The sequence below is a fragment of the Mycobacterium sp. ST-F2 genome, assembly GCF_001905655.1.
In the GTDB taxonomy this organism is placed as follows: domain Bacteria; phylum Actinomycetota; class Actinomycetes; order Mycobacteriales; family Mycobacteriaceae; genus Mycobacterium.
The window spans coordinates 103,276-126,259 of record NZ_JMHT01000042.1 but is presented as its reverse complement, the minus strand read 5'-3'; the positions used below and the strand labels follow the sequence as shown (position 1 = coordinate 126,259).

Annotated in this window: 22 protein-coding genes and 1 pseudogene; 9 read left to right on the top strand and 14 right to left on the bottom strand. The window is 66.8% G+C overall.

What is annotated here, in order from left to right; genetic code table 11:
* The first annotated feature begins 1 nt into the window (after position 1).
* Positions 2–1,960, top strand: a complete 1,959-nt coding sequence (locus EB75_RS16765; RefSeq protein WP_073696474.1) for a YhgE/Pip domain-containing protein — start codon at positions 2–4, stop codon at positions 1,958–1,960.
* A 3-nt stretch (positions 1,961–1,963) separates the two neighbouring features.
* Here the strand turns inward: EB75_RS16765 and EB75_RS16760 are convergent, their stop codons facing one another.
* The 3 genes from EB75_RS16760 to EB75_RS16750 are packed head-to-tail and all read right to left on the bottom strand — an operon-like array spanning position 1,964 to position 4,041.
* Positions 1,964–2,392 (bottom strand): VOC family protein, encoded by a 429-nt coding sequence (locus EB75_RS16760; protein ID WP_073696473.1) that lies wholly within the window; start codon positions 2,390–2,392, stop codon positions 1,964–1,966.
* Positions 2,393–2,401: 9 nt separating this feature from the next.
* Positions 2,402–2,842, bottom strand: coding sequence for a hypothetical protein (locus tag EB75_RS16755; protein WP_073696472.1), 441 nt, complete (start codon positions 2,840–2,842; stop codon positions 2,402–2,404).
* An 11-nt stretch (positions 2,843–2,853) separates the two neighbouring features.
* Positions 2,854–4,041, bottom strand: a complete 1,188-nt coding sequence (locus tag EB75_RS16750) for a globin domain-containing protein (protein ID WP_073696496.1) — start codon at positions 4,039–4,041, stop codon at positions 2,854–2,856.
* A gap of 244 nt (positions 4,042–4,285) precedes the next feature.
* Here EB75_RS16750 and EB75_RS16745 point away from each other — a divergent pair, with 244 nt between their 5' ends.
* Positions 4,286–4,636 carry a PE-PGRS family protein gene (locus EB75_RS16745; RefSeq protein ID WP_073696495.1) on the top strand — a complete coding sequence of 117 codons (351 nt, stop codon included), beginning with the start codon at positions 4,286–4,288 and terminating at the stop codon, positions 4,634–4,636.
* On the opposite strand, the gene EB75_RS16740 is transcribed toward EB75_RS16745, so the two are convergent.
* The 3 genes from EB75_RS16740 to EB75_RS29330 form a co-directional block, all read right to left on the bottom strand.
* A complete protein-coding gene (locus EB75_RS16740; protein WP_083612357.1) occupies positions 4,633–5,292 on the bottom strand; it encodes a PAS and ANTAR domain-containing protein in 660 nt (219 codons plus the stop codon). The two genes, EB75_RS16745 and EB75_RS16740, sit on opposite strands and share 4 nt — an antisense overlap.
* 85 nt (positions 5,293–5,377) lie before the next feature.
* The gene (locus EB75_RS16735; RefSeq protein WP_286150223.1) at positions 5,378–6,109 is read right to left on the bottom strand and encodes a SigB/SigF/SigG family RNA polymerase sigma factor; all 732 of its coding nucleotides are present in this window, start codon (positions 6,107–6,109) and stop codon (positions 5,378–5,380) included.
* Positions 6,110–6,409: 300 nt separating this feature from the next.
* On the bottom strand, positions 6,410–6,700 hold the full coding sequence (locus EB75_RS29330) for a hypothetical protein (protein ID WP_168176058.1): 291 nt from the start codon (positions 6,698–6,700) through the stop codon (positions 6,410–6,412).
* Here EB75_RS29330 and EB75_RS29985 point away from each other — a divergent pair.
* Both EB75_RS29985 and EB75_RS16725 read left to right on the top strand, forming a co-directional pair.
* The gene (locus EB75_RS29985; protein ID WP_073696471.1) at positions 6,606–6,890 is read left to right on the top strand and encodes a metallothionein; all 285 of its coding nucleotides are present in this window, start codon (positions 6,606–6,608) and stop codon (positions 6,888–6,890) included. The two genes, EB75_RS29330 and EB75_RS29985, sit on opposite strands and share 95 nt — an antisense overlap.
* A gap of 155 nt (positions 6,891–7,045) precedes the next feature.
* A complete protein-coding gene (locus tag EB75_RS16725; RefSeq protein WP_286150222.1) occupies positions 7,046–7,720 on the top strand; it encodes a cutinase family protein in 675 nt (224 codons plus the stop codon).
* Here EB75_RS16725 and EB75_RS16720 read toward each other — a convergent pair whose 3' ends face one another.
* The 6 genes and pseudogenes from EB75_RS16720 to EB75_RS16700 form a co-directional block, all read right to left on the bottom strand.
* Entirely contained in the window at positions 7,721–8,104 is a 384-nt protein-coding gene (locus EB75_RS16720) for a hemerythrin domain-containing protein (protein WP_083612355.1), read from the bottom strand.
* 96 nt (positions 8,105–8,200) lie between these two features.
* Positions 8,201–9,463, bottom strand: coding sequence for an osmoprotectant NAGGN system M42 family peptidase (locus tag EB75_RS16715; RefSeq protein WP_073696468.1), 1,263 nt, complete (start codon positions 9,461–9,463; stop codon positions 8,201–8,203).
* Between the two features lie 55 nt (positions 9,464–9,518).
* Complete coding sequence (gene ngg, locus EB75_RS16710; protein ID WP_073696467.1) at positions 9,519–11,246, bottom strand: N-acetylglutaminylglutamine synthetase; 1,728 nt, start codon at positions 11,244–11,246, stop codon at positions 9,519–9,521.
* Positions 11,243–13,047 (bottom strand): annotated as a pseudogene (locus EB75_RS16705) (N-acetylglutaminylglutamine amidotransferase). Before EB75_RS16705 ends, ngg begins: the two are co-directional and overlap by 4 nt.
* 294 nt (positions 13,048–13,341) lie before the next feature.
* Positions 13,342–13,497 carry a hypothetical protein gene (locus EB75_RS29325; RefSeq protein WP_168176057.1) on the bottom strand — a complete coding sequence of 52 codons (156 nt, stop codon included), beginning with the start codon at positions 13,495–13,497 and terminating at the stop codon, positions 13,342–13,344.
* Positions 13,498–13,638: 141 nt separating this feature from the next.
* Positions 13,639–14,295, bottom strand: a complete 657-nt coding sequence (locus EB75_RS16700) for a response regulator (protein WP_073696492.1) — start codon at positions 14,293–14,295, stop codon at positions 13,639–13,641.
* Between the two features lie 283 nt (positions 14,296–14,578).
* On the opposite strand from EB75_RS16700, the gene EB75_RS16695 reads away from it, so the two are divergent.
* The 5 genes from EB75_RS16695 (at position 14,579) to EB75_RS16675 (ending at position 17,778) form a co-directional block, all read left to right on the top strand.
* On the top strand, positions 14,579–14,812 hold the full coding sequence (locus EB75_RS16695) for a hypothetical protein (RefSeq protein WP_073696466.1): 234 nt from the start codon (positions 14,579–14,581) through the stop codon (positions 14,810–14,812).
* Between the two features lie 49 nt (positions 14,813–14,861).
* Positions 14,862–15,053 (top strand): hypothetical protein, encoded by a 192-nt coding sequence (locus tag EB75_RS16690; protein WP_073696465.1) that lies wholly within the window; start codon positions 14,862–14,864, stop codon positions 15,051–15,053.
* An 85-nt stretch (positions 15,054–15,138) separates the two neighbouring features.
* Complete coding sequence (locus EB75_RS16685) at positions 15,139–16,188, top strand: ATP-binding protein (RefSeq protein WP_073696464.1); 1,050 nt, start codon at positions 15,139–15,141, stop codon at positions 16,186–16,188.
* Between the two features lie 41 nt (positions 16,189–16,229).
* Entirely contained in the window at positions 16,230–16,598 is a 369-nt protein-coding gene (locus EB75_RS16680) for a LytR/AlgR family response regulator transcription factor (RefSeq protein ID WP_073696491.1), read from the top strand.
* 328 nt (positions 16,599–16,926) lie between these two features.
* Positions 16,927–17,778, top strand: a complete 852-nt coding sequence (locus EB75_RS16675) for an FHA domain-containing protein (RefSeq protein WP_168176056.1) — start codon at positions 16,927–16,929, stop codon at positions 17,776–17,778.
* Here EB75_RS16675 and EB75_RS16670 read toward each other — a convergent pair.
* Both EB75_RS16670 and EB75_RS16665 read right to left on the bottom strand, forming a co-directional pair.
* A complete protein-coding gene (locus tag EB75_RS16670) occupies positions 17,772–20,873 on the bottom strand; it encodes an FAD-dependent oxidoreductase (RefSeq protein ID WP_073696462.1) in 3,102 nt (1,033 codons plus the stop codon). The genes EB75_RS16675 and EB75_RS16670 overlap by 7 nt on opposite strands.
* Before the next feature lie 124 nt (positions 20,874–20,997).
* Complete coding sequence (locus tag EB75_RS16665) at positions 20,998–22,941, bottom strand: serine/threonine-protein kinase (protein WP_083612353.1); 1,944 nt, start codon at positions 22,939–22,941, stop codon at positions 20,998–21,000.
* Positions 22,942–22,984 lie beyond the last annotated feature (43 nt).

Below are 22,984 nucleotides of genomic sequence, written 5' to 3'. Positions count from 1 at the left end.
CATGCTTGCTGGACTCGCATTCGGCTCCGAGATCAAACGTTTCGGCCGCAGCCGCATGACGCGCGCAGCGATCGTGGTGCTGATGCTGCTGCCGCTGGTGTACGGCGCGCTGTACCTGTGGGCGTTCTGGGATCCGTTCGGTCAGGTCAACAAGATGCCGGTGGCCCTGGTGAATGCCGACCGCGGCGCCGTCGTCGAGGGCGTCCACGTCAACGCGGGCGACGAGATCGCCAGGAGCCTGACCGCTGACCACAGCCTCGATTGGCATGTGGTGAGCGACAAGGAGGCGCGCGACGGCGTCGAGCACGGCAAGTACTACTTCATGCTGGAGCTGCCGGAGAACTTCAGCGAGGCCATCGCGTCGCCGGTCACCGGCGATCCCAAGAAGGCCCAGCTGATCGCGGTGTACAACGACGCCAACAACTACATCTCCTCGACCATCGGCCGGACCGCCACCGGTGAGGTGCTCAACGCGGTATCCACCCGGATCTCCGGCCAGGCCGTCAATCAGATTCTGTCCGTGGTGGTTTCGTCCGGCACCGGCATCAAGCAGGCCGCCGACGGCGCGCAGAAGCTGGCCGACGGTGCGGCGCAGGTCGATACCGGCGCCGGCAAGTTGGTCGGTGGGCTGGACGACGCGCGCAACGGCTCGGCCAAGTTGTCCTCCGGCGCCAAGCAGCTCTCGACCGGCATCACCCAGGCCACCGACCCGTTGTTGAAGGTGACCAAGGCGCTGTCGCAGGTCGGCGGAAGCACCGAGCAGTTGCAGCAGAGCGCGACGGCGCTCGAGCAGGCTGCCGATCAGGCCGGCGCGCTCGCCACCGCACAGGACACCGCGGCTGCGGCGATCGGTTCGGTGATCCAACAACTTTCGGTGAATCAGGACCCCGTCTCCGTCGGCGCGGTCAATACCCTGCGTGGCGTCCAGGACCAGCTGAACGGCCATCAGTTCACGCCACAGATCCGTCAGCAGATCACCGATGGCCGCAATGCGGCGATCTGGATGACCGAGACGCTGCGCTCCCCCGGCAGCCCGCTGCGGACTGCGCTCGACCAGGTCGGCAGCAGCGGCCAGCAGCTCACCGACAAGCTGAACCAGTTGCGCAACGGCGCCCAGCAATTGGCCACCGGCAACGCGCAATTGGCAAGCGGGATCGTGCAACTCGATGACGGTGCCCGCCAGCTGAAGTCCGGCACCGTTCAGCTCAAGGACGGCAGCCACGAACTGGCCACCAAGCTCGGCGACGGCGCCAAGCAGGTGCCGACGTGGACCGAACAGCAGAAGCAGGCCATTGCCGACACCATCGGCGGGCCGGTCAACCTGGAGTCCTCACACGAGAACGGCGCCCCCAACTTCGCCACCGGCATGGCCCCGTTCTTCCTGACGCTGGCACTGTTCTTCGGTGCGCTGGTGCTGTGGATGGTGTTGCGGCCCTTGCAGAACCGTCCGATCGCAGCCGAGGTGCTGGCCATCCGGGTGGTGTTCGCCAGCTACCTGCCGGCGGCGGTCATCGCGCTGTGCCAGTCGGTCATCCTGTATTGCGTGGTGCGGTTCGCCCTCGGTATGGAGGTGGCGCATCCGGTCGCGATGCTGGGCTTCATGATGCTGGTCTCGCTGGCGTTCGTCGCCGCGACCCAGGCCATCAACGCCCTGGTCGGCCCGGCGGTAGGCCGCGTGCTGATCATGGCGCTGCTGATGCTGCAGATGGTCAGCGCCGGCGGCATGTACCCGGTGGAGACGACGTCCAGACCGTTCCAGGTCATGCACAAGTTCGACCCGATGACGTTCGGAGTCAACGGACTTCGCCAGCTCATCCTGGGCGGTATCGACGGCCGGCTGTGGCAGGCCATCATCGTGCTGGTGTGCATCTGGATTGGCGCCCTGGGTATTTCGAGCCTCTGTGCGCGCCGCAACCGAACCTGGAACCTCATCCGGCTGCTGCCTGCCATCAAGATGTAGGGGTCAGCCCAGGCTCACGGTACCGTCGGGGTTGATGCGCCAGTTCGGGTTGTGCGCGATCTCCCAGATCACCCCGTTGGGGTCCTGGATGTGCGCGTGGAACACTCCGCCGAACTGCCCGGGCTGCGGCGGTTTGAGCGTGGTGCCGCCGGCGGCACTCATGGCGGCCGCCAGCTCGATGACCTCGTCTTGACTGTCGACGTTGTGCGCCAACGTGATTCCGCTGACCTGAGAGTGGTCGGCCGCCTGCGCGAGATCCTCGTTGAACTTCTCCGCGAGGAAGAACCCGAGCAACTGTCCGGGCGCGCTCTGATAGAAGATGATCTCCCCCGGCACATCGAGCGCCGGCGTCCAGCCGAGCGCACTGTAGAACTCCCGGGTGGCTTCCAGGTCGACGGTGGCCAAGGTGAAGAAGTGCAACTGCTGCTTCATGCCCCCAGGCTACGGAGCCCCTCCGACACTCGCGAGCAGACAGACACCGGCGACCAGTAGGGCCACCACCTTGATCAGCTCCAGCACCACATAGACGTGGTGACCGTGGGAACGGGGACCGACGCGTCCGGCCAGCACCGCATCCGACCGACGATTCAGCCGCGGCCGCACCGCGACCAGCTGCACCACCAACGCCCCCACCGCCACCGCGAACGCAGTAACAACGACCGTGGACGGCCGACTCATCAAGGCCGCCAGCACAATTCCTGCCGCGAACACCATCTCGACAGTGTTGAGGGCCCGGAATACCAGACGGCCGATGCCGAGCCCGATCTGGAGCGTGACGTTCGGCGCCCGGAATTTCAGCGGCGCCTCCAGGAAGGAGATGGCGAGCACCATCCCCAACCAGACGAAGGTGATGGCGACCTGGACCGCAGTCGGCGTACTCATGGCGCGGACGTCTAGACGGTCAGCGGGCTGAACGCTTCGAACCAGATGCGGTCACGCGCCACGCCGGCCGTCCCGAGCTGGCGGACCGTCTCTTCCATGAAGGGTGTCGGACCACAGATGTAGACGTTGACATCCGACGGAAACGCGATGGCGCTCAGGTCAATTCGGCCACTGCGGTCGGGTTCGCTCAACGGATAACCCTCGGGCAGCCCGTCGTACCACGTATGCAGGGCGGCACCGGGAATCTGCCCGACCAGATCGGCGAGTTCCGCGCGGTGCGCGTGGCTCGCACGGGTGCGGTCGCAGTGCACGACGGTCACGGGGCGCGCCGGCTGCTCGGCCGCGATGAAGTAGAGCATCCCCAGCACGGGGGTGATGCCGATGCCGGCCGAGATCAGCAGTAGCGGGGTTTCCGCCGGACTGTCCAGAGTGATGTCGCCGAACGGGTGGGACACCTGCAGCACGTCGCCCTCGAATACGTACTCGTGCAGGTACGACGACACCGCCCCCTCACGTCGCACCGAGATCCGCCACCGGTCGTCGGCACCGGCGTGCGACAGACTGTACTGCCGGATTTGACGGGCACCGTCGGGCAGCTGTACCGCGACCGAAATGTACTGGCCCGGAGCAAAATCGGGAAGTTCGCCGTCGACGGCGGCCAGCCCGAACGCTACCGTCAGCGGCGACTGTTGCACCCGCTCAACCACTTTGACGGGCATCCAGACGTGTTCGGGACTGGTCCCGGCCGCCTCGTACAGCTCACGTTCCCGTCCGACCAGGGTTTCGGCCATGGACCAATAGACAGCCGTCCACGCCTCGGCGACCTCCGCGGTGACGACTTCGGACCCGAGCACCTCGACTATCGCGGCGAACAGGTGCTCGTAGACCACCGGGTACTGCTCCGGCGCGACGCCGAGGGACGCGTGCTTGTGTGCGATGCGCTCGATGAATTCCGCGCCGGGAGCATCCGGGTCGACGAGCAGCGTGGCGTACATCGCGACCGATCCGGCCAGAGCTTTCTGCTGCGAACCGTTTGCCTGGTTGCCGCGGTTGAACAGATCCCGCTCCAGTTCCGGATGCGCCGCGAACAGTCGACGGTAGAAGATCGGCGTGATCTCGCCGATGGCCGCGCCGACGGCAGGCAGCGTGGCTTTGACAATCTCGGCGTGGGCAGGCGCCAACGGGACCGTGGACAACATGGCAGAACCTTTCACTTCGTTGTGAGAACGCACCGGCGCGACCTGGACCGGATGTCCCGATTTCACCTGCCAACCAGGCTATCTAAATAAGCATGATTGATGCAAGTATTGCACCCGGTGACCTACGACACAACGTAGTACCGCCTAACCGCGCGGCCGGACCACCGAATGCATGACCTATCGGTCATTACGACGTTTGATCACGTCGATCGCCGGCAATCCACTGGACATGTTCAGTAACAAGGTGATTCCCCTGTTGGCGGCCGGCGCGTTCGCATCGGCTGGCGTGGCCGCCTCGTTCGTATCAGCCGATTTCGTGCCGAGCACCGTGGGCAGCCATCCGGTACTGACCAGCTACCCGCTGCAGCCCGCCGACGATCCCGGCCCCGGCCCGGGCGGCGGCGGTTGCATCGACGGCCAGTGCGGTTCCGGCGGCGTGAACGGTGGTCCTGGAGGCGGCCCGGGAGGTGCCGGTTGCATCCCCACCCAATGGGGCACGGCCTGCGGTTCCGGTGGCGTCAACGCCGGCCCGGGCGGAGTGCCCGGTGGTAGCGGCTGCATTCCCGGCGTGGGCTGCGGCGGCGGCCACGGCTAGTCGTCGGTGAGACCCGTCTGGGCGACCAGGAGCCGGTCGACGACGCTGGTGCTCTCAGGCGAAAGGCCTTGCCGCATCAACGCATCGAGCAGCTGGGCGGCCACGGTCTTCAGCTTGACCTGCGTCGTCTGGGACCGCCATTTGAGGATGTCGAAAGCGCGGTCCGCATCGACGCCGTAGGCAACCATGAGCACGCCCTTGGCCTGCTCGATCAGCGCACGCGCCTCGACGACGCCGGACATGGCTTTGGTGACGTCCGATTGCACGCTGTCGGTGACGTCGACGTAGAACCCTTCGGTGCCGATGACGTGACCGGCGTTGTCGGTCATCCGATCACCGACAACGACCATCCAGCGCGTGCTCCCTGCGGCATCGATGATGCGGTGTCGACTGCTGAACTGTCCGCCCGTCTTGACGCGATCCAGGATCTCCGCCACTTTCGCGCGATCATCAGGATGCTGGTGGCTCAACAGCCATTCGGTCGTGGGCTCGATGGTCCCGGGTTGATATCCGTGCATCCGGGCCACCTCGTCCGACCACACCCAGCGCTGCTCGGCAACGAAGTACTGGAATCTGCCGACGCGTGGATTTTCTCCACCGCTGAAGACGGCGGCAACATCCCATGACTCCTGACTGTCGACAGGCGTATCAGTCATCTCCGTCACTCAGCGCTCGAGCGTAGACGTACCAGGCCCGTGAATCCGGGCCTGATTCATCGTAACTCGCGACGCCAGAGCACCGTCAGGTCTGCACCACCTGCTCCCGAATTTCCCGCAGGGTCCGATCCAGGATGCGCGAGACATGCATCTGGGAGACGCCGATGGTGTCCGCGATCTGGCGTTGGGTCTTGGATGCGAAGAACCGCAGGTAGAGGATCCGTTGTTCCCGCACCGGCAGCGCTTCCAGCACCGGCTTGACCGCTTCCCGATCGGTTATCCGCTCGAATCCGTCATCGACGTCACCGAGCAGGTCGGCGAGTGACTGCGGATTGTCGTCATTGTCGACGACGGGCGTGTCGAGCGACTGCGGCTGATAGGCATTGGCCGCCAACAACCCTTCCGTGATCTGTTCGGGCGCAACACTCAACGCCTCGGCGAGTTCTCCGGTATTGGGCGAGCGGCCCAGCCGCTGAGTCAATTCTGTTGTCACGCCTTTGATTTGCTGGCGGATGTCTCGAATGCTCCTCGGCACGTGAACTTTCCAGCCGTAGTCACGGAAGTGACGCCGCAACTCGCCCATGATCGTCGGTACGGCAAAGGCGACAAAGCCGGCGCCGTTGTCGGGATCGAACCGATTGATCGCTTGGATGAGGCCGACGCGGGCGACTTGGACCAGGTCATCCAGATTCTCGCCTCTGCCGTCGAAGTGGCGCGCCAGCCGGTCCGCCAATGGGCAGCACCGCAGCACGATGTCGTCGCGCTGACGGACGAACTCTTCGGATTCGGCTGCAAGTGTGCGGAGCTTCGCCACCATCTCCGGGACATCCGCGTACTCGTCGGAGTATCGAGCGTTATCGGGTAAGCGCTTCTCCAGCAACGAAGTTGACATTGAACGTGCCTTCCCCAGGCCCACAACGCGCATTGGGAGAATCGGCACTCCGAGCACCACTCGGCGCCGTGACACGCGCGTTGTTTCCACCCGTCAGGTGGACCGGCAATCTGCCGTCGCCGACCGCGACCTACGGTATTCACCCAGCCCGGCCCTGATCTGGACCGCGACCGCATACCGGAGAGGTAGCGCTCAGCTGCCGTCGCTTCGGTCTAAGCAACTGCGTCATTTGGACGCTGACTCGACCATACCGCTGATCAGATGGAGGCACCACCGCTGCGCGGCCGCAGCCACCCGTAACGGCTGGTCAGACCACAAAAAACTTGTCTGCCAGAACAGGTTTGACTGATAACGCCCCAGGGTATGCACCGGATCGGCGATAGCGAGACAATCGAAAACCTCGACAGGAAGCGCGTTTTTCGTGGCGGTGTGTATTACCTGTGGCACAGATTCCGAGCAGTCGTTCACCGTCCATTGGAACGGTCGGAGCGCCAGCTTCGACTGCATCGAATGCATGGCCACCATGGTGGCGCCGATGTGCCGGCACTGCGGATGCCGCATCCTGGGCCACGGGTGGAGAATCGACGGCCACCAGTACTGCTGCGAACACTGCGTTCAGGCCGGCGACCACGACGGCAAGCCGTCGGCAAACACGGACCGTTGGCAGTTCGGCGACCGCTCGATCAGACCCGTCCCGGGCAACTGATGGCGCCGATGGTTTAGACCGTGAGCGCGGGGGGTAACCAGGCCGTATTCGTCGACCGCAATGGTGCGACCCGACAGGTGAGCCGAAGATCGGTGGATTCCGCCATGAAGACCATCACGCGCTGCCTTGCCGCAGCTGTGCCCCTGACCTCCCTGATGCTGGCTGCGCCTGCCGTCACCGCACCCGCATCGGCGCAACCCTGCCCGGATGTCCAAGTGGTGTTCGCGCGGGGCACCATGGAACCGCCGGGAGTGGGCAGAGCCGGCCAGGCGTTCGTCGATGCGCTCACCGCACGGACTGCGGGACGGACCGTCGACGTGGCACCCGTGAACTACCCGGCTTCACTCGACTTCGCCACGGCCGCAGACGGTGTCGTCGACGCGGCGAACCGGGTCCAGAGCACCGCAGCCATCTGCCCCACCACCAAGATCGTGCTCGGCGGGTATTCACAGGGCGCGGCGGTCGCGGCCTACATCACCGAGGACGCCGTTCCGGCCGGTGTCACCCTGCCGATGGGCATCACCGGACCGCTGCCGGCGTTCGTCGCCGACCATGTCGCCGCGGTCGTGCTGTTCGGCAAGCCGTCTTCTGGCTTCCTGCAGATGGTGTACACGGGTGCGCCCCCGATCACGGTGGGCTCGCGGTACGTGTCCAAGACCCTCGACCTGTGCATCGTCGATGATCCGGTGTGTTCCACGGGAGGCGGCGACAACGCGGCCCACGTCGCGTACTCGGACAACGGAATGACCGATCAGGCAGCACAATTCGTGATGAGCAAGCTCGGCTACGCTCCGGCACAACCACGCATCGAGCAGGCCGCGCCGCGGTGATCAGCGGTCCGCGAGCAGGGGAAATTCTTCGGCTTCGACGCGTTGGGTGTGGTCCTCCGTGGCCTGTTGCAGGTCCGTCAGCGCGGTCTCGAATTCTGCTGAGGTCGGATCCAACTGCTTTACATGGTCCAGCTGCTCCTTGGTGTCATCCGCCTCTCCGCGCAGCGACTCGACCACCCGGCCGCGCCGGACTCGTGCGTGCACCAGCAGTTCTTCGCTCACTTCCTGTGCGGTGAGCGCCGCGCGCAGTTCGGCGAAGTGCTGGCGTCGCTCCGTGAGGTCCACTGCATGCAGTGTCTTGGCGAACAGCTCACGCGTCGCCAGGTGCTGGGCCTTGATGTAGTCGATGACGTCATCGTTGCCAGTCGTCGACACAGGTGTCATGAGTTCCCCCTCCACGGTTGTCCGGCACGGCGTATCCCGGTACTGCTACCCAATTCGCGGCACGCCAAACCCCGATATCGGTCCCAATTTCGCCCGTTATTGCGGAGATACGTCCCCGCTGCCGTCCTCGGGTGGCCAGTGATGCCCCTGAGACGCGGCTCCGGGGTCCGCGAAGTCGCCGCGCGAGAGCGGCACCCACTGCTCGCTGGCAGCCGGCTGCTCGGCGGGGAAATCTTCCAGATCGCCGAACGGCTGCGCATCCCACATCGCGAACGTCAACGGTGTGCGGAGCCAGCTGTACAGCAGCAGGTATGTCGCTTCGAGAGAATCGAGATGGGTGCGTTCCCAGCCATGACTGCCGTCGAGCCCGAACCCCACGAGGGCCGCCCGCGTGGCGGCGCCGGCCTCGATGGCCGCCGCGACATCTGACCGGTAGTAACGAAAGATATCGCGCGCGTGGGCAATTCCCTTCTCCTGGGCGAGCCGGCACAGCTTGCGGGTCAGGTAGTAGTCGAACGGTCCGTGCATGTCGGCCATCGGAATGGTGACGCCGTGCTCGAGGGACTGCTGGCCGGGCGCGCACACCGCGTTGTCCACCGATACCAGTTCCGCGACGTCGGGTGGCAGTCCGTGGCTGGCGCCGTGGCCGACCTCCTCGGTGATGGTCACCATGAGCGTGGTCCGGTGCGGCAGCACGATATTGCGTTCGGCGACGACCTTGGCCAGCGTCAGCGCGATGGCCACGCCGGCCTTGCCGTCGAGGTGACGGGAGACGACGAAGCCGTCCTCGGTGAGCTCCGGGCTGGCCACCAGCGCGACGAAATCGCCGACGTTCAGGCCCAACTGCTCCAGATCGGCACGCGAGTCGACGTTGCGGTCGACCCGGACTTCGACATCGTCCCAACTGGTCGGCTGGGAGTCGATCTCATCACCGAACGCATGGCCACTTGCCTTGAGCGGCATCACCGTTCCCGTGAAGAAGCGATCGGTGTCGTCGGGCAGAATCCGGACCCGGGCCCCGGTGGCGAATCGCGCCGAGAAGGTGCCGACCGGAACGAGCGAAAGTCTGCCGTTGTCCTTGAGCTCGCGCACCATGCAGCCGATGGTGTCGGCGTGCACCACGATGGCCCGGTCGGTGGTCTGCGACCGCCCGGGCAACTCCGCGATCAGCGCGCCGCGCCGGGTCAGGGTGAACGGCACACCGAGCTTGGTCAGAATCTGGCCGATCAGTTGCATCACGGCATCGGTGCGCCCTGACGGGCTCGGCGTCTGCAGCAACGCCAACAGTGTGTCGACCATCCAGCCCCGGTCGTCCGGCGACATCCGCACATTTTCGGCATCGTCGGGCTCAGTCATCATCCCTCCAGTTCACCGCTACCTTGTCCAACAACCACATTCGATCTGTTTCGAGCACTCAGCGCTGCTCGATCGGATCGGGATGCCAGGCCCACGGTGTGGCCGCGGTGCGCGGGAACAGCAGATCGATGAAGGCCTGCGCTGTCGGGCGCGGCTCGTGATTGGCCAGGCCCGGGCGCTCGTTCGCCTCGATGAACACGTACTCCTCGCCACGCACCGTCGGCACGATCAGGTCGATGCCGGTCACCGGAATCTCGATGGCCTCCGCAGCCTCCACCGCGACCCTTGCCAGCATCGGGTTGAGTTCGTCGGTGACGTCGTGGATGGTCCCGCCGGTGTGCAGATTGGCCGTGTGACGCACGATCAGTCGTTCGTTGGCCGGCAGCACATCGTCCAGCTGCCAGCCTTCCTTGTGCACGGTGTCATCGGTGATGCTGTCCAAGGGGATCACCGATTCACCGTGCGTGGCCACCGAACGGCGGCGGCTCTGCGCCTCGATCAGCTGCCGGATGGTGTGGGTGCCCGTGCCGATCACCTCAGGTGGCCGGCGGACGGCCGCGGCGATCACCTTGCCGTCGATGACGACGACGCGGAGATCCTCGCCCTCGCAACGCTCTTCGATCAACACGTCGGGGCAGTGCTGCACGGCCAGTCCGATGGCGCGGTTGAGGTCGTCGGCACCGGTGACGCCGACGGTGATACCCGCGCCCTGTTCGCCGCGGGCCGGTTTGACGACGGCGGACCCCACCTTCTCCAGGAATCGGCAGTCCTCATCGGTGAAAGTCGCGGTGCAGCCTTCCGGTATCCGGATCCCCGCGTCCGCGACCACCGACCTGGCGACGCGTTTGTCGTCACACCGGCTCATCGCCACGGCGTTGGTCAACTCGGACAACGACTCCCGCGTCACGATGCTCGTGCCACCATGGGTGAGCCGAAGGTAGCCGCCTTGCGCGTCGAGCACGTCCACCGCGATGCCCCGCAGAATCGCCTCGTCGGCGATGATGCGCGCGTACGGATTGAGCTGTGCCAGTTGTTCTTCCGGCTTCACCGGCGCGAACAGCGGTTCGTTGATGGCGTTCTTGCGCTTGATCCCGAGCACACCGGGCACCTGGGTGAAGCCGATGCGCTCGTACAGCGCGATGGCCCCGTCGTTGTCGTGCAGCACCGACAGGTCCATCTGGGCCCGGCCACGCCGGATGAGCTCTTCTATCAGCGAGCGGACCAGCAGTCCCCCGGTGCCGGGACGCGCGGCGGCGGGCTCGACGGCCAGGCACCACAGACTCGAGCCGTTCTCGGGATCCCCGAACAACTGGGTGTGGTCGATGCCGGTGACCGTGCCGACGATCTGGCCGCTCTCATCGTCGACGGCCACCAGGTACACCACCTGCGGCGCCGATCGGCTGTTGGCCCACATCAGGTCGCTGTCGGCCGGCACCATGTGGCACCGCGCGTAGATGTGATTGATCGCGACGCAGTCTTCGAGCGAATTCACCTGGCGGACCGACAGTCCCGGGACGTCCGGAGGCTGGTAGTGCATGGGCTTCGTCAGGTCGAGCCGGTACGTGAAGCTCGGGTCGATGAAGAATTCGTGCGGATGCAGCGCGACGAAGACGTGCGGCGCCTCGAGATACATCCCGATGTCGCGACGCCCACTGCCTTCCTCCCGCAAGGCGACGCCGAATTCGTCGGGGTCGCCGAACGTCTGGCCGAAGACCAGCCGCCCCCACCCCAAATCCTGTACGACGCCCACACTGTCGCCGCCGGCGTTCCCCTTTCCCGTGGTCATGACCGGGCCGGCCCGTCGACATGCTGGGCGAGCCACAGTTCCAGCAACCCGATCTGCCACAACGGATTTCCGCGCAACGGGGTGAGACTGCCGTTCGGATCGTCGAGCATGGCGCTGACCACCTCCGGTGAGAACAGGCCGCGGTCGCGCGCGGCCCGGCTGTGCAGTGCATCGCGGACCAGGTCCAGGTAGGGCCCGGCAAGGTGTTTGAGTGCGGGCACCGGGAAATATCCTTTGGGGCGGTCGATGACATCGGCCGGAACAACCTTGCGCGCAGCGTCTTTCAGCACGCCCTTGCCACCCTGCGCGGTCTTGAACTCCGGCGGGCACGTCGCGGCCAGCTCGACCAGCTCGTGGTCGAGGAAGGGCACGCGGCCCTCCAGTCCCCAGGCCATGGTCATGTTGTCGACGCGCTTCACCGGGTCGTCGACGAGCATGACGGTCGTGTCGAGCCGCAGCGCCCGGTCGGTCGCGGTGGCCGCGCCGGGATGAGTGAAATTCTGCAGGACGAACGCACCGGCGGAATCGTGGTCGAGCTGCCACGGCGGCTGTAGCAGCGCGTTGACGGCGTCATGGCTGCGATCGAAGAAAGCGGCCCGGTAGCGACGCAGCGCGTCCCCTGGATCGTTGTCCGCCGCACTCGCCATCGGTGGGTACCAGTGGTAACCCGCGAAGATCTCGTCGGCGCCCTGCCCCGACTGCACGACCTTCACGTGCCGGCTGACTTCCTGCGACAGCAGGTAGAAGGCCACGCAGTCGTGACTCATCATCGGCTCGCTCATGGCGTCGATGGCGCCCGAGAGCGCGGGCAGCATGCGCGAGGAATCGATGCGAATCTGGTGGTGATCGGTGCCGAACTCGCGGGCGATGATGTCGGAGTACTTGAACTCGTCGCCTTCCTCACCACCGGCGGACTCGAAGCCGATGGAGAACGTGGCCAGTCCGTGCTGGCCGGCCTCGGCGAGCAGCCCGACGATCAAGCTGGAGTCCAGGCCGCCCGATAGCAGGCATCCCACCGGGACATCGGCGACAAGACGGCGTTCGACCGCGGTGCGCAGCGAGTCCAGGACGGCGTCCCGCCAGTCGTGCTCCGACCAGTCGGCACGTTCGAGCGAGCGCTCGAAAATCGGTTCCCAGTAGGTGGTTTGGGTGCGCGTGCCATCGGGTTCGATGCGCATGATGGTGCCGGGCGGCAGCTTCTGCACGCCCCGCAGGATGGTGCGTGGGGCCGGCACGACCGAATGGAAGCTCAGATAGTGCTGCAGCGCAACGGGATCGAGTTCGGTATCTACTCCGCCGCCGGCCACCAGACCCGGTAGCGACGAGGCGAACCGCAACGCTCCCCCGGTGGCCTCACACCAGTACAGCGGCTTGACGCCGAGCCGGTCGCGCGCCAGCAGGACCCGGCCGACTCGATTTCCGCGACGGCGAACGCGAACATGCCGTAGAGGTGCTCGACGACCCGTTCGCCCCACTCCTGGTAGCCCTTGAGCACGACCTCGGTGTCGCTGTGCGAGAAGAACCGATATCCCTTGCCCGAAAGTTCCTTGCGCAGTTGGGGATAGTTGTAGATGCACCCGTTGAAGACGACCGTGAGCCCGAGCTCCGGATCGTGCATGGGTTGATGTCCGTGACTGGACAGGTCGATGATGGCCAGGCGCCGGTGGCCGAGCGCCACTCCGTCCCTGACCCACAAGCCGCTGCTGTCCGGGCCCCGCGATGCCAAACGATCGGTCATGGCGGCCACTGCCGCCAGATCAGCACCACGGCCCCAGGCGATTTCGCCGGCAATGCCGCACATGGTGGAAAGTCAGCTCCCTTGGTGGACGTCTCCCGGTTCCACCGTACCCGATGTTCACCGTAGACGTAAGGATCGGTCAAATATGCTCTGCTGCAATATGTTTGCTCGCCGACTCCGCAGCGACCGGATTGACGGTCGGGCAAATACCACCCGACGGCGGGTACATCGACTGTAGTTCTCCGTTGATTCCCAATGGATTTCGCAGCTCTGCAGCCGGCTAGTCGGCTACCGCCCGTCGCGGTAGCCGACTAACCTTGTCAATTTGTCTGTGCCACTGCCTGATTGGCAGCTGGGTCACGCGATGACGATGCTGTACTCACCCTTTCGCAACGACGCAACCTGGTGCGCGGCAACCATCACGGCGAGGGCCCCTACCGCCATCGTCGCTCCCGCACCGACCGCCGCAGCAAGGCGAATCGTCCGCATCGAGTTGTTCATCGGGTCCGGCAAGGACCGCTCCCTCCGTGGCTCTGCTCCGTCAGTTGGGGGCACGCGTGCTGCCCTCCTGACTCACCTACCCCGAAGCCGGCGGCGCTAAACCTCGAGCGTCGAAACGTCGAAAAAATGCAGGGCCCCGGTGGGCACCGGCGCTCAGCGCGCGTCGAGATACGCGATGACCGCCAACACGCGGCGGTGATCCTCACCGGTGTCGGGAAGGTTCAGCTTGCTGAGGATGCTGCGCACATGCTTCTCGACGGTGCCTTCGGTCACCCACAGCTGATGGCCGATGCCCGCATTCGACCTGCCCTCCGCCATGAGTGCCAGCACCTCGTGCTCACGCTCGGTCAGGACCGCCAGCGGGTCTTCGCGACGCTGCGCCGCGAACAGTTCCTGCACCAGAGCCGGGTCCACCACCGACGCGCCGCCCGTGATGCGGTGCAGCGTCTCCAGAAAATCGGCCACGTCGATGACGCGACTCTTGAGCAGGTAGCCGATGCGCCGGCCGCCGCTCAACAGCTCCATCGCATGCTCGACGTCGACGTGCGCCGACAGCACCAGGATCGCGACATCCGGCAGCTCGCCGCGGATCACCTTGGCGGCGTCCAAGCCCTCGGTCGTGTGGGTCGGCGGCATCCGGATGTCGGTCACCACCAGGTCGGGGACGGTGTCTCTGACCAACGCGAGCAGCTCCGCGCTGTCGCCGGCCTGCCCGACGACGGTGAAACCCGCACCGGCCAGCAGGCTCGCCACGCCTGCGCGCAGCAGCACATCGTCATCGGCGACGACGACGCGCGTCCCCTCCTGCACTGCGTCCACGTACGTCCTGTTCGTCTCGAACCGTCAGCCGCCGCGGCCGTCAGACGCCGGACATGCCGTTCTCTGCGTTCATCTTGCCCCGCGGCCGGTCGGTGTCGCGCGCGGTCCTGTGAATTGGCCCCCGACCCGCTGGCAGGGGGCGGGCATAGCAGCTAGCCCTACCTCCGATTTGGCGGGCAGCAGTGGCGACACCGGTGATGTTGCGGAGCAATGTGAATACCAGCCGGACACGGCCCACCGGAGTCACCAGAACACCGAAAGTTGGTAGAGGACAATGCATATCACCCGCACCCGGATCATCCCGCTGGCCGCGACGGCAGCCGCGGCCCTGGCCATCGTCGCCGCACCGACCGCCGCCGCGGCCACCCTGCCCACCGGAGCCACCGTCAGCCAGAGCAACGGCAACGCCCAGATCGTGGCAACCCCGGGTCCTGCTGCCCAGGAAGCCGGGCAGCTGCAGGAGCCCTTCGGCTACGACTACGGCTTCCTGCTGTTCCGCAACCACTGAGCTGATCTGACCCGAACCCGCCCACCGGACCCGAAAGCGAGCACCGATCATGAAGAACACCCTCAAGCGCGTCACCGTGTGGTTGTCCATCGCCGCGGTCGGCGGGGCACTCATCGTGGCCCCCGTGGCCAGCGCAGACACCAACCCGACCGTCCACTACGGCACCGATTCCCACAGCCAGTACCAGAACGGCAATCACGACACGAATGCGCCGCAGGGCCACGTCGATCAGTCCTTCTGACACTTCGGCCGAGCTGCCGTCGGTACCGCCCTGACCACGGTTAGGGTCGGTGACTGAATCAGACGACCAGGCGGGGAGGCGGCGGATGAACCCGGCACGATGGAATCCGGCCGTCTCCACCCCGCCGTGGTACGTCGGGCTGCTGGTCGCCGCGGGGTTGATCGCCGGCGAGGTCGCGGTGGTCCGCCTACTGCGCGATCCCCCGCCGCACAGCACCTACGCCATCGTGTTCATGTTCGGGGTGTTGATCATGAGCGCCGGCTGGGGCCTCGGCCTGTCGGTACTGACCACCATCGCCAGCGCCTTCGCCTACCTGCAGGTGCATCTGGACGGCGGGCCGCTGCTGCCTCTCAAGCCGATCGATGCGCTGACCTTGTCGGTGTTTCTGCCCATCGCCGGACTCGCGAATGTCCTTGGCTGGCAACTGCGCACCCGCGCCCGCGAGGCGCACGAGAGTTGGCGGGAAGCCATGGCAGCACGCGCCGAGCTGGTCGCGTCACGCGCGCGCATCGTCACCGCCGCCGACAATGCGCGCCGCGCCATCGAACGCGATCTGCACGACGGCGCACAACAGCGCCTCGTCACCCTGGCACTGCAGGCCCGTACGCTCCAGATGGCGATCCCGGAGGATCCTGCCGAACTCCGGTCCCGCATCGCTGCCATCGGCGACGGCCTGCGCACCGCCAGCGACGAGCTGCGCGAGCTCGCCCACGGCGTTCATCCCGCGATCCTGTCCCGCGGTGGGCTCCGCCCGGCGCTGCGTGACCTGGGCCGGCGGGCACCGCTGCCGGTCGACGTCCACGTCGACGTTCCGGTGCGCCTTCCGCAGGCCGTCGAGATCGCCGCGTATTACACCGTCGCCGAGGCACTCACCAACGCCGCCAAGCACGCCCAGGCCTCCGCCGTGACTGTGCACGTCGATACCGACACCACCTCGTTGCGCATCACGGTCACCGACGACGGCGTCGGCGGGGCGTCCCTCGATGCCGGTAGCGGACTGCGCGGCCTCGAGGACCGGGTGGCCGCGCTCGGCGGCACGCTGCGGCTGTCGAGCACAATCGGTGTCGGCACCGCGCTGGTCGCCGAGATGCCCATCACAGACGCCGGTCTCGCCGTCGGCACAGATACCGGCTAGCAGGAATGACCACCGAGCATCCTTGAGCGACAATGCAATACATGACGAATCGTGTGCCGTTGCGCTGCGTCATCGTCGACGACAACACCGAGTACCTGGCCGCGGCGACCGCGCTCCTGCAACAGGGCGGCATCGAGGTCGTCGCCACGGCGCAGTCGGTCGCGGACGGCATCCACGCGGTCGAACGCCTGCAACCGGACATCGCGCTGGTGGACGTACATCTCGGCGAGGAAAGCGGATTCGACCTCGTCGACCAGTTGCATGCCCGCGCCGACACAACCGGCGTCACCGCCATCCTCACCTCGACCTTCACCGAGCTGCCCGTAGCGGATCTCACTACCGGCTCCACTCCGAGGTTCCTGCCGAAGCTCGATCTGTCGGGTGACGCGATCCGCGCCCTCATCGCCTGAACCCGCGTCACCACAGTCGAAACAGCCCGGCTCCCTACCAGTGTCACCCCTCGATACCGCCTTCACCGAAAACCCTTGGAAGGCGGAAACACTGGTCTGGCGGAGCCGGGCCTGCGCTTCCATCGTCGCGCCTGACCTCCACCGTTGTCGCTCCTGCAGGCACCCGTCCCCTCTTGCAGCCAGCTGGAAGACGCTGCGCGGCCATCGGTCGTGTCCACGGCGCCCGCCACGTTTGCAGTAGTGAACTACTCAGCCGCCGATCCGTATGGCAGGGGGTCAGGCGCTGACCTATCATCAGCACCTGCGGCAAACTACCGAGGCGGCGGCCATGGAACAGAAGCGGCACCACGTGGCCATCGGCCGCGGCGACGGTTTGGTCGCCCGATTCGGCGACGTGCTGATGTACATCGCCGACGCCGGCCGCGGCCGGCCCCTTCTACAGCTCCTGGCCTCGACCCCGCCACACACATTGCCCCACGCGCTCGCCGCCCTGGTGGGCGGTCCCGAGCTGGATGCCGTGCCACATTTCGGGGCACTGGTCCCCGCCGGCGACGCGCTGCACCTGATCGTGCGCGGCGAGGTGATCGCCGACATCGAGGCCGGCGGCGGTCACCGCCGAGTCAGCGGCGCCGGCAGGCCGCTGGTCGACGAGACGGTGGCCCCGTGGTTCGACAGGATCACCATCTGTACCGCCACAACGACATTCGTGCCGTGTGCAGACACCGACCTGGTCGCCGGCGTCGTGCCCGGCGCAGGATTCGTCCTGCAGCCACGCATGGTCGGGGCGGCCGCGCAGCAGTCACCGCAACCGGCCGCGACCACCCGCGGCCGGCCGATCACCGGGGCACTGGTCGCCGACGACGGCGCGGTGTATCCCCTGGATCGCGCCTACGTCATCGGCCGGAATCCGATGATCGACCCCGCGGTGAGCAACGCGGCAGCGTCACCCATCAGCCTGCCCGACGATCCGCAGGTGTCCCGGGTCCATGCCCACGTCACGGTGCACGGCGGGCTGGTGATGGTGCGCGACGCGCAAACCGCCGGCGGCACCTACATCGCGGCGCCGGGAGATCAGGTCTGGACGCAGATCGGCGACCGACCCGTCGAGCTCAAGCCCGGCTGTTACCTGCGTATCGGCCAGAAGATCCTCACCTACGACATGTCCGCGACAGCTCAGTAGGCGAGCCGGTCGGGGTCGGACAGGATGCCCCAGTTGCCCGTTCGCAGGACGCTCAGCGCCTCGGGCCCGACCCGGCGCCGCTCACGTACCGCTTTCTGCGCGGCGGCCAGGTCGGCCGGGTGGTGGCCCAGCACCGTGGCGCCGACAGCACGGCCCTGCGACACCACCAGTCTGCGGTAGGACGGCACCGTGGGCCGGTCGATGACGACCACCTGGTCGCCTGGCGCCGGATCCACCGGACCGATCGAAAATAGCTCCAGCTCAACACCTTTGAGGATGGTGGGCGGCGTCTCGACCGGGACGCTGCGGTCCCCGCCGAGCGCATTGACCGCGGCCGCCTCGGCTTGTTCGGTGGCGACGGGCCACAGACCCAGCACCCGGCCACCGTGCTCTGCCACGTCGCCGGCCGCGTAGACACCCGGTATCCGGGTCTGCATGCGGTCGTCGACCAGCACGCCTTTTCCGACGGGAAGCCCGGCGTCCCTGGCCAATTCGATGTTGGGCCGGATGCCGGTGGCCGCGAGGAACACCTCGCACGACAGTATCCGGCCGTCCTTGAACCGCACCCCGGTCACGGCGGGATCGCCGCGCACCTCTGCCGTTTCCGCCTTGTGCGCGATGGTGATTCCGGCTCGGGCGAAATGCTCGGAGACGAGCTGTGAGCAACGCGCGTCGATCTGCTTGCTCAGCAGCCGGGTGCCGCGTTCCAGCACGGTGACCCGCAGCCCGAGCTGATGCAGGCAGTAGGCCGCCTCCAGCCCCAGCAGGCCACCGCCGGCCACCACCGCATGCCGGGCGCGGCGCTCCTGCACGTACGCACGGATCCGCATCGCATCGGCGGCCGACCGCAGCACGACGCTGCCGGGCCGGTTCAGCCCGGGAATGTCGGGCACCGCCGCGCTGGACCCCATCGCCAGGATCAGCCTGTCGTAGGGCAGGGCCTCACCGGTGCCCAAACGCACCAGCTGCGAACGCAAATGGATTCCGGTGGCCCAGGTGTTCAGCCAGGCCGTGACGCCGTGCTCGTCGTACCACTGCTCCGGTAGCAGGTACAGCCCCTGCATCGCGGACCGCCCGTACACCAACCGCGAGATGCCCATCCGGTTGTAGAGACCGTGCGGTTCGGCGCCCACCACATGGATTTCGCAGTCGGGGTGCCCACGGCGCAGGAAGTCCGCGGCCGTCACACCCGCGATGCCGTTGCCGATGACCACGACGCTGACGATCGAGCGGTCGTACCTGACGGGCCTGCTCGCGGCGGCGTCGGCGCGTTCGGGCGTCAGCGACACCGTGACGTCTCCGCCCTGAATCCGTGCGCAGCATGCCATTCGGCTGGACTTGCCCAGACCCAGGCGGTTCAGGGTCTTGAGTTCGTCGGCTTCCGCGGGCGAGAGGCAGTTCATCCCGTCGACGATCGATACCGGGTCGGCGCCACACACACCCATCCGGCAGCCCGCCTCGATCGGCTGCCCGCTGCTCTCCGCGACGTCGAGCAGACTCATCCCGATGTCCGCCCCGACGGGCTCCGATCCCGGTTCGAAACGCACTCGCACAGCACTGGTTTCGGCGCCGGACCCCGCCGCGGCAGGTGGCATCTTCGGCGAGTTCAGCAGCACCGGTTCTGACCGGGCACCGGTGACATAGGCGAACTGCAGTTCGCTGACCCGGGTGCGCGCCAGCCACCACAGCGTCAGGACCGCGATCGAGGCGGTGATGGGCCACCGCAACCAGGGTGCGTCGACGCCGGTGATCTGGCGCAGGGAATCGGTGATGATGGGGCCGGAGAACCAGTAGTAGGCGTTGATCGCCACCGCCGCGAAAACCGCTGTCACCATGGCCTGACTCAAGGGGGTGACAGCCTGCAGCACGTAGCAGAGCCCGACGCTCACCAACACGAAAAGCGCCAGTACACCGTATTTTTCGGTCGCTGTCCCGCCGTGCTGGGCGTGCACGGTGAAGAAGCCGATGATGAATCCCGGTAATGCCGCCGCGAACAGCACGCGCGGCGCGCTCCAGCTCGGTTCCGGATCGGCCATGTCGGCCTGCCAGGCCGCCCGCGGTTTGAAGTCGTAGCAGTTCTTAGCGCAGCCCAGGCAGGACTCGCAGTGACTGTTCGGTGAGGTGACATAGGGCGTCTGCCCGTATGTACGTTGCAGCGGCAGCAGGGGGCAGATGCTGGAGCACCAGCCGCTCTTGCCCTTGAGCAGGTATCCACCGGCGAATGCCGACGCGATGATCACCGCCAACACCACGCCCATGGCCGGGCCGTTGCGGTCCAGGCCGATCAGCCGTGCGCCGGCGATACCGAAGAACAGTGCCGCGGCCATGAGAAAGCTGTTACGCGTCCACCAACCGGGCGCCGTCGCCGCCCGGCTGAACCCGGCCACCCGCGGCAGTTGATTCGACGCCGACAGCGGGCAGATGTTGCGCCAGACGCCCGGTGCGATGAAGAACAACGCCGGCCACAGTGGAACGATGACCCGGAAGAAGACGAAAAGTCCCGCAGCCGGCCGCACAAACAGCAGCACCACCACCGCGAGATACGCCAGGACGCTGCCGACGCGGACGCCCAGCCAAACCCCTCGTGAAATCTTGTGCGGCAGTTCGGTATACGGCGGAAAGAGATCCCGGGTGCCCGTCGGATCGATGCCGAGTGCCCGCTCGGCCAGGCTCACCCTCGGGGCACTCGCTGCGGCCGCTGCCGCCGGAACCGGGACGTCGAGGAGCTTCACCATCTGCATGGTGCGCGTGGCGTCGTGGGCCGCATCGGCGACCGGCGGTTGATCCGCGGCCAGTGGCTTGGGAGCGTGGAGCACGATGATCTCGGTGCGGCCCAACCGGATCACGTCGCCGGTCGACAGCGTGCCCCGGCCGGCCAGCGGCACGCCGTTGACGGTGCTGCCGTTGCTACTGCCCAGGTCGACGACCGACAGCGCCGTCGGAGTCGGAACCAGCCGTAGGTGGCGGCGAGACACCTCGCTGTCCGCGAGGTTGATGCCGTCGCACTCCCGCCCGAACAGCAGCGGCCTGCTGAGGGTCAATCGGCGCGGCGGCTTGCCCCATTCGCGGACCTCGATCACCGGAGGCTCAGCCATGGTCAGCTCCCCGAGAAGTCGTCACCACGCGGTGCCCGGATGATCTGGGCGAATTTGCTGGCAGTCAGCTTAATTCGGGGCGGACCGATCCGCCTCCCGATCCGCACTATCTGACAAATTGCCGCTAGTCCCCTGTGCGGACGAACTTGTCGGTGAAATCGCCACCCTTGCACTCGCCGCCGGTCGACGTATTGGTACCTCGGCCTTCCAGCGTCGGGATCGGATCCTGGAGATCCGTTGGCAGCGGATATTCAGCGGTGATCTTGACGTGCGTGGTCCCGCCGAGCGCGCACGGGACGGTTCCTTCCTCCGTGCGGGTCCACTTTCCGCCGGCGAAGATCAATGTCACCACACCGTCCATCGCGTGGAATGCGCTGATGCACCGATCACCCGTGCGCAGGCACTGTGTTCGGACCTGCAGATCCGGCGCACCCGGCGCGAAGCCACCGACCGAGTACACGATGTTCTCGTGGTAGCGGCCGTGCAGCGTCGAGGCCGGTGAAGTGGTGCGCGGCGGCAGCCCGGCCGGGTCGGGCACACCGCTCACCTCGCCGTCACCGGTGCGGGTGAACGTGACCGTCCGTTTGACACTGCTGCACCCGTTGACGGCACTGCGGGTGGTGTCCCCGGTCAACGTGCCGTCGGGCTTGGGCGTCAAGGTGAAGACCACCCACACCTCTGTCGGCGCCTCGTTGGGCGCGTCGCTGCACTTCACCGCTCCGGTCCCGACGGCGACCCAGTCGCCGGAAATCTGATCGAACGTCATGTTCGAGACCACGGGCACAGCGCTCTTGCCGGTGTACGACGCGGTGGCGATGCACCCGTTGGCGCCGCACGACGACCGCACATCCCACTGGCCCGTCATCGCCGGTCCGCCGGGAATCGCCGTGCCCTGCAGATCGGTGGCCGGACCGTAATCGGCGCGGTACCTGCCGCTGAAGCCGCTGCCTGCCGCCGTCGCGGTCGGACCGGGTGCGGCGGGTTTTGCGGCCGGACGATCGTCCCGCCCGAGCAGTTTCACTCCGGCGAACACCCCGCCGGCGACGACCAGCAGGGCCACCACCGCCAGGACCGCGATGAGCGCACCGGAGCGCGACGACCGCGTCGGCGGCGGGCTGAACTGTGGTGATGGAGCCGGTTGGGGCGGGCTCAGCTGCGTCGGCGGGTACGGCTGTGTCGGGGCCGGCGCAGCCATGGTCGGGTAGTTGCGGAAATCGTTGGACGCCATCGGCGCCGGCCGCAGCGCCTGTTGCTCGAGGGCATGGGCGAATTCGCTGCAACTGCCGAAACGGCCGGCGGGCGTCTTCGACATCGCCCGCGCCAGTACGGGATCCAGGTCGCGCAGTTCGGGCCGGTGCTCCCCCAACGACGGTGCCGGCGCGGTGACGTGTTTGGTGATGACCACCGCCGGATTGCTGTCGGCGTACGGCGGATTGCCGGTGAGCAGTTGGAAGGCGGTGCACGCCAACGCATATTGATCGGTGCGACCGTCCATCGCCTCACCGCGGAGCTGCTCCGGCGCCGCGTACGCCACCGTTCCCACCGCCATGTTCGTCGCGGTCAAGCCGGACGAGTCGTTCATCGGGCGGGCGATCCCGAAGTCGGCGAGGTAGATGCGGGAGGTCTCGGCGTCCAACAAGATGTTGGCCGGCTTCACATCTCGGTGCAGCAGCCCGCGCCGGTGCGCGTGGTCCAGCGCCGAGGCGACGGCATTGATGATCGGCAGCGCGACCTCCGGCGGCATCCCGGATGGGTAATGGTCACGCAACAGCCGGGCGGCGTCGGTCCCGGCCACGTAGTCCATCGAAATCCAGAGCTGGCCGTCGCACTCACCGCGGTCATGCACACCGAGGATGTTGGGGTGCGAAAGAGTCGAGACCACGTCGGCCTCCCGCATGAACCGGGGGCCGTATTCCGGATCCGATGTCAGCTCGGCCGAGAGCACCTTCACGGCGTCCAGGCGCGGCAGCCGCGGATGCGAGGCCAGGTAGACGCTGCCCATTCCGCCCGCGCCCAATTTCCGCCGGATCGTGTAGCCGGCGAAAACCTGACCCTCGGTGAGCAACACGGGCAAATCGTAGGCCCGCGGCGGTTATTGCGCTGGCAACGTC

Bases quoted from the DNA above. Each gene is read 5' to 3' on its own strand.
- EB75_RS16675 (WP_168176056.1), top strand. From the start codon at position 16,927: ATGGAACAGAAGCGGCACCACGTGGCCATCGGCCGCGGCGACGGTTTG.
- EB75_RS16740 (WP_083612357.1), bottom strand. From the start codon at position 5,292: ATGACTGATACGCCTGTCGACAGTCAGGAGTCATGGGATGTTGCCGCC.
- EB75_RS16765 (WP_073696474.1), top strand. From the start codon at position 2: ATGCTTGCTGGACTCGCATTCGGCTCCGAGATCAAACGTTTCGGCCGC.
- EB75_RS16685 (WP_073696464.1), top strand. From the start codon at position 15,139: ATGAACCCGGCACGATGGAATCCGGCCGTCTCCACCCCGCCGTGGTAC.
- EB75_RS29330 (WP_168176058.1), bottom strand. From the start codon at position 6,700: ATGCATTCGATGCAGTCGAAGCTGGCGCTCCGACCGTTCCAATGGACG.
- EB75_RS16760 (WP_073696473.1), bottom strand. From the start codon at position 2,392: ATGAAGCAGCAGTTGCACTTCTTCACCTTGGCCACCGTCGACCTGGAA.
- ngg (WP_073696467.1), bottom strand. From the start codon at position 11,246: ATGACCACGGGAAAGGGGAACGCCGGCGGCGACAGTGTGGGCGTCGTA.
- EB75_RS16695 (WP_073696466.1), top strand. From the start codon at position 14,579: ATGCATATCACCCGCACCCGGATCATCCCGCTGGCCGCGACGGCAGCC.
- EB75_RS16725 (WP_286150222.1), top strand. From the start codon at position 7,046: ATGCTGGCTGCGCCTGCCGTCACCGCACCCGCATCGGCGCAACCCTGC.
- EB75_RS16720 (WP_083612355.1), bottom strand. From the start codon at position 8,104: ATGACACCTGTGTCGACGACTGGCAACGATGACGTCATCGACTACATC.
- EB75_RS16750 (WP_073696496.1), bottom strand. From the start codon at position 4,041: ATGTTGTCCACGGTCCCGTTGGCGCCTGCCCACGCCGAGATTGTCAAA.
- EB75_RS16715 (WP_073696468.1), bottom strand. From the start codon at position 9,463: ATGATGACTGAGCCCGACGATGCCGAAAATGTGCGGATGTCGCCGGAC.
- EB75_RS16670 (WP_073696462.1), bottom strand. From the start codon at position 20,873: ATGGCTGAGCCTCCGGTGATCGAGGTCCGCGAATGGGGCAAGCCGCCG.
- EB75_RS16690 (WP_073696465.1), top strand. From the start codon at position 14,862: ATGAAGAACACCCTCAAGCGCGTCACCGTGTGGTTGTCCATCGCCGCG.
- EB75_RS16755 (WP_073696472.1), bottom strand. From the start codon at position 2,842: ATGAGTACGCCGACTGCGGTCCAGGTCGCCATCACCTTCGTCTGGTTG.
- EB75_RS16735 (WP_286150223.1), bottom strand. From the start codon at position 6,109: ATGGTGGCGAAGCTCCGCACACTTGCAGCCGAATCCGAAGAGTTCGTC.
- EB75_RS16680 (WP_073696491.1), top strand. From the start codon at position 16,230: ATGACGAATCGTGTGCCGTTGCGCTGCGTCATCGTCGACGACAACACC.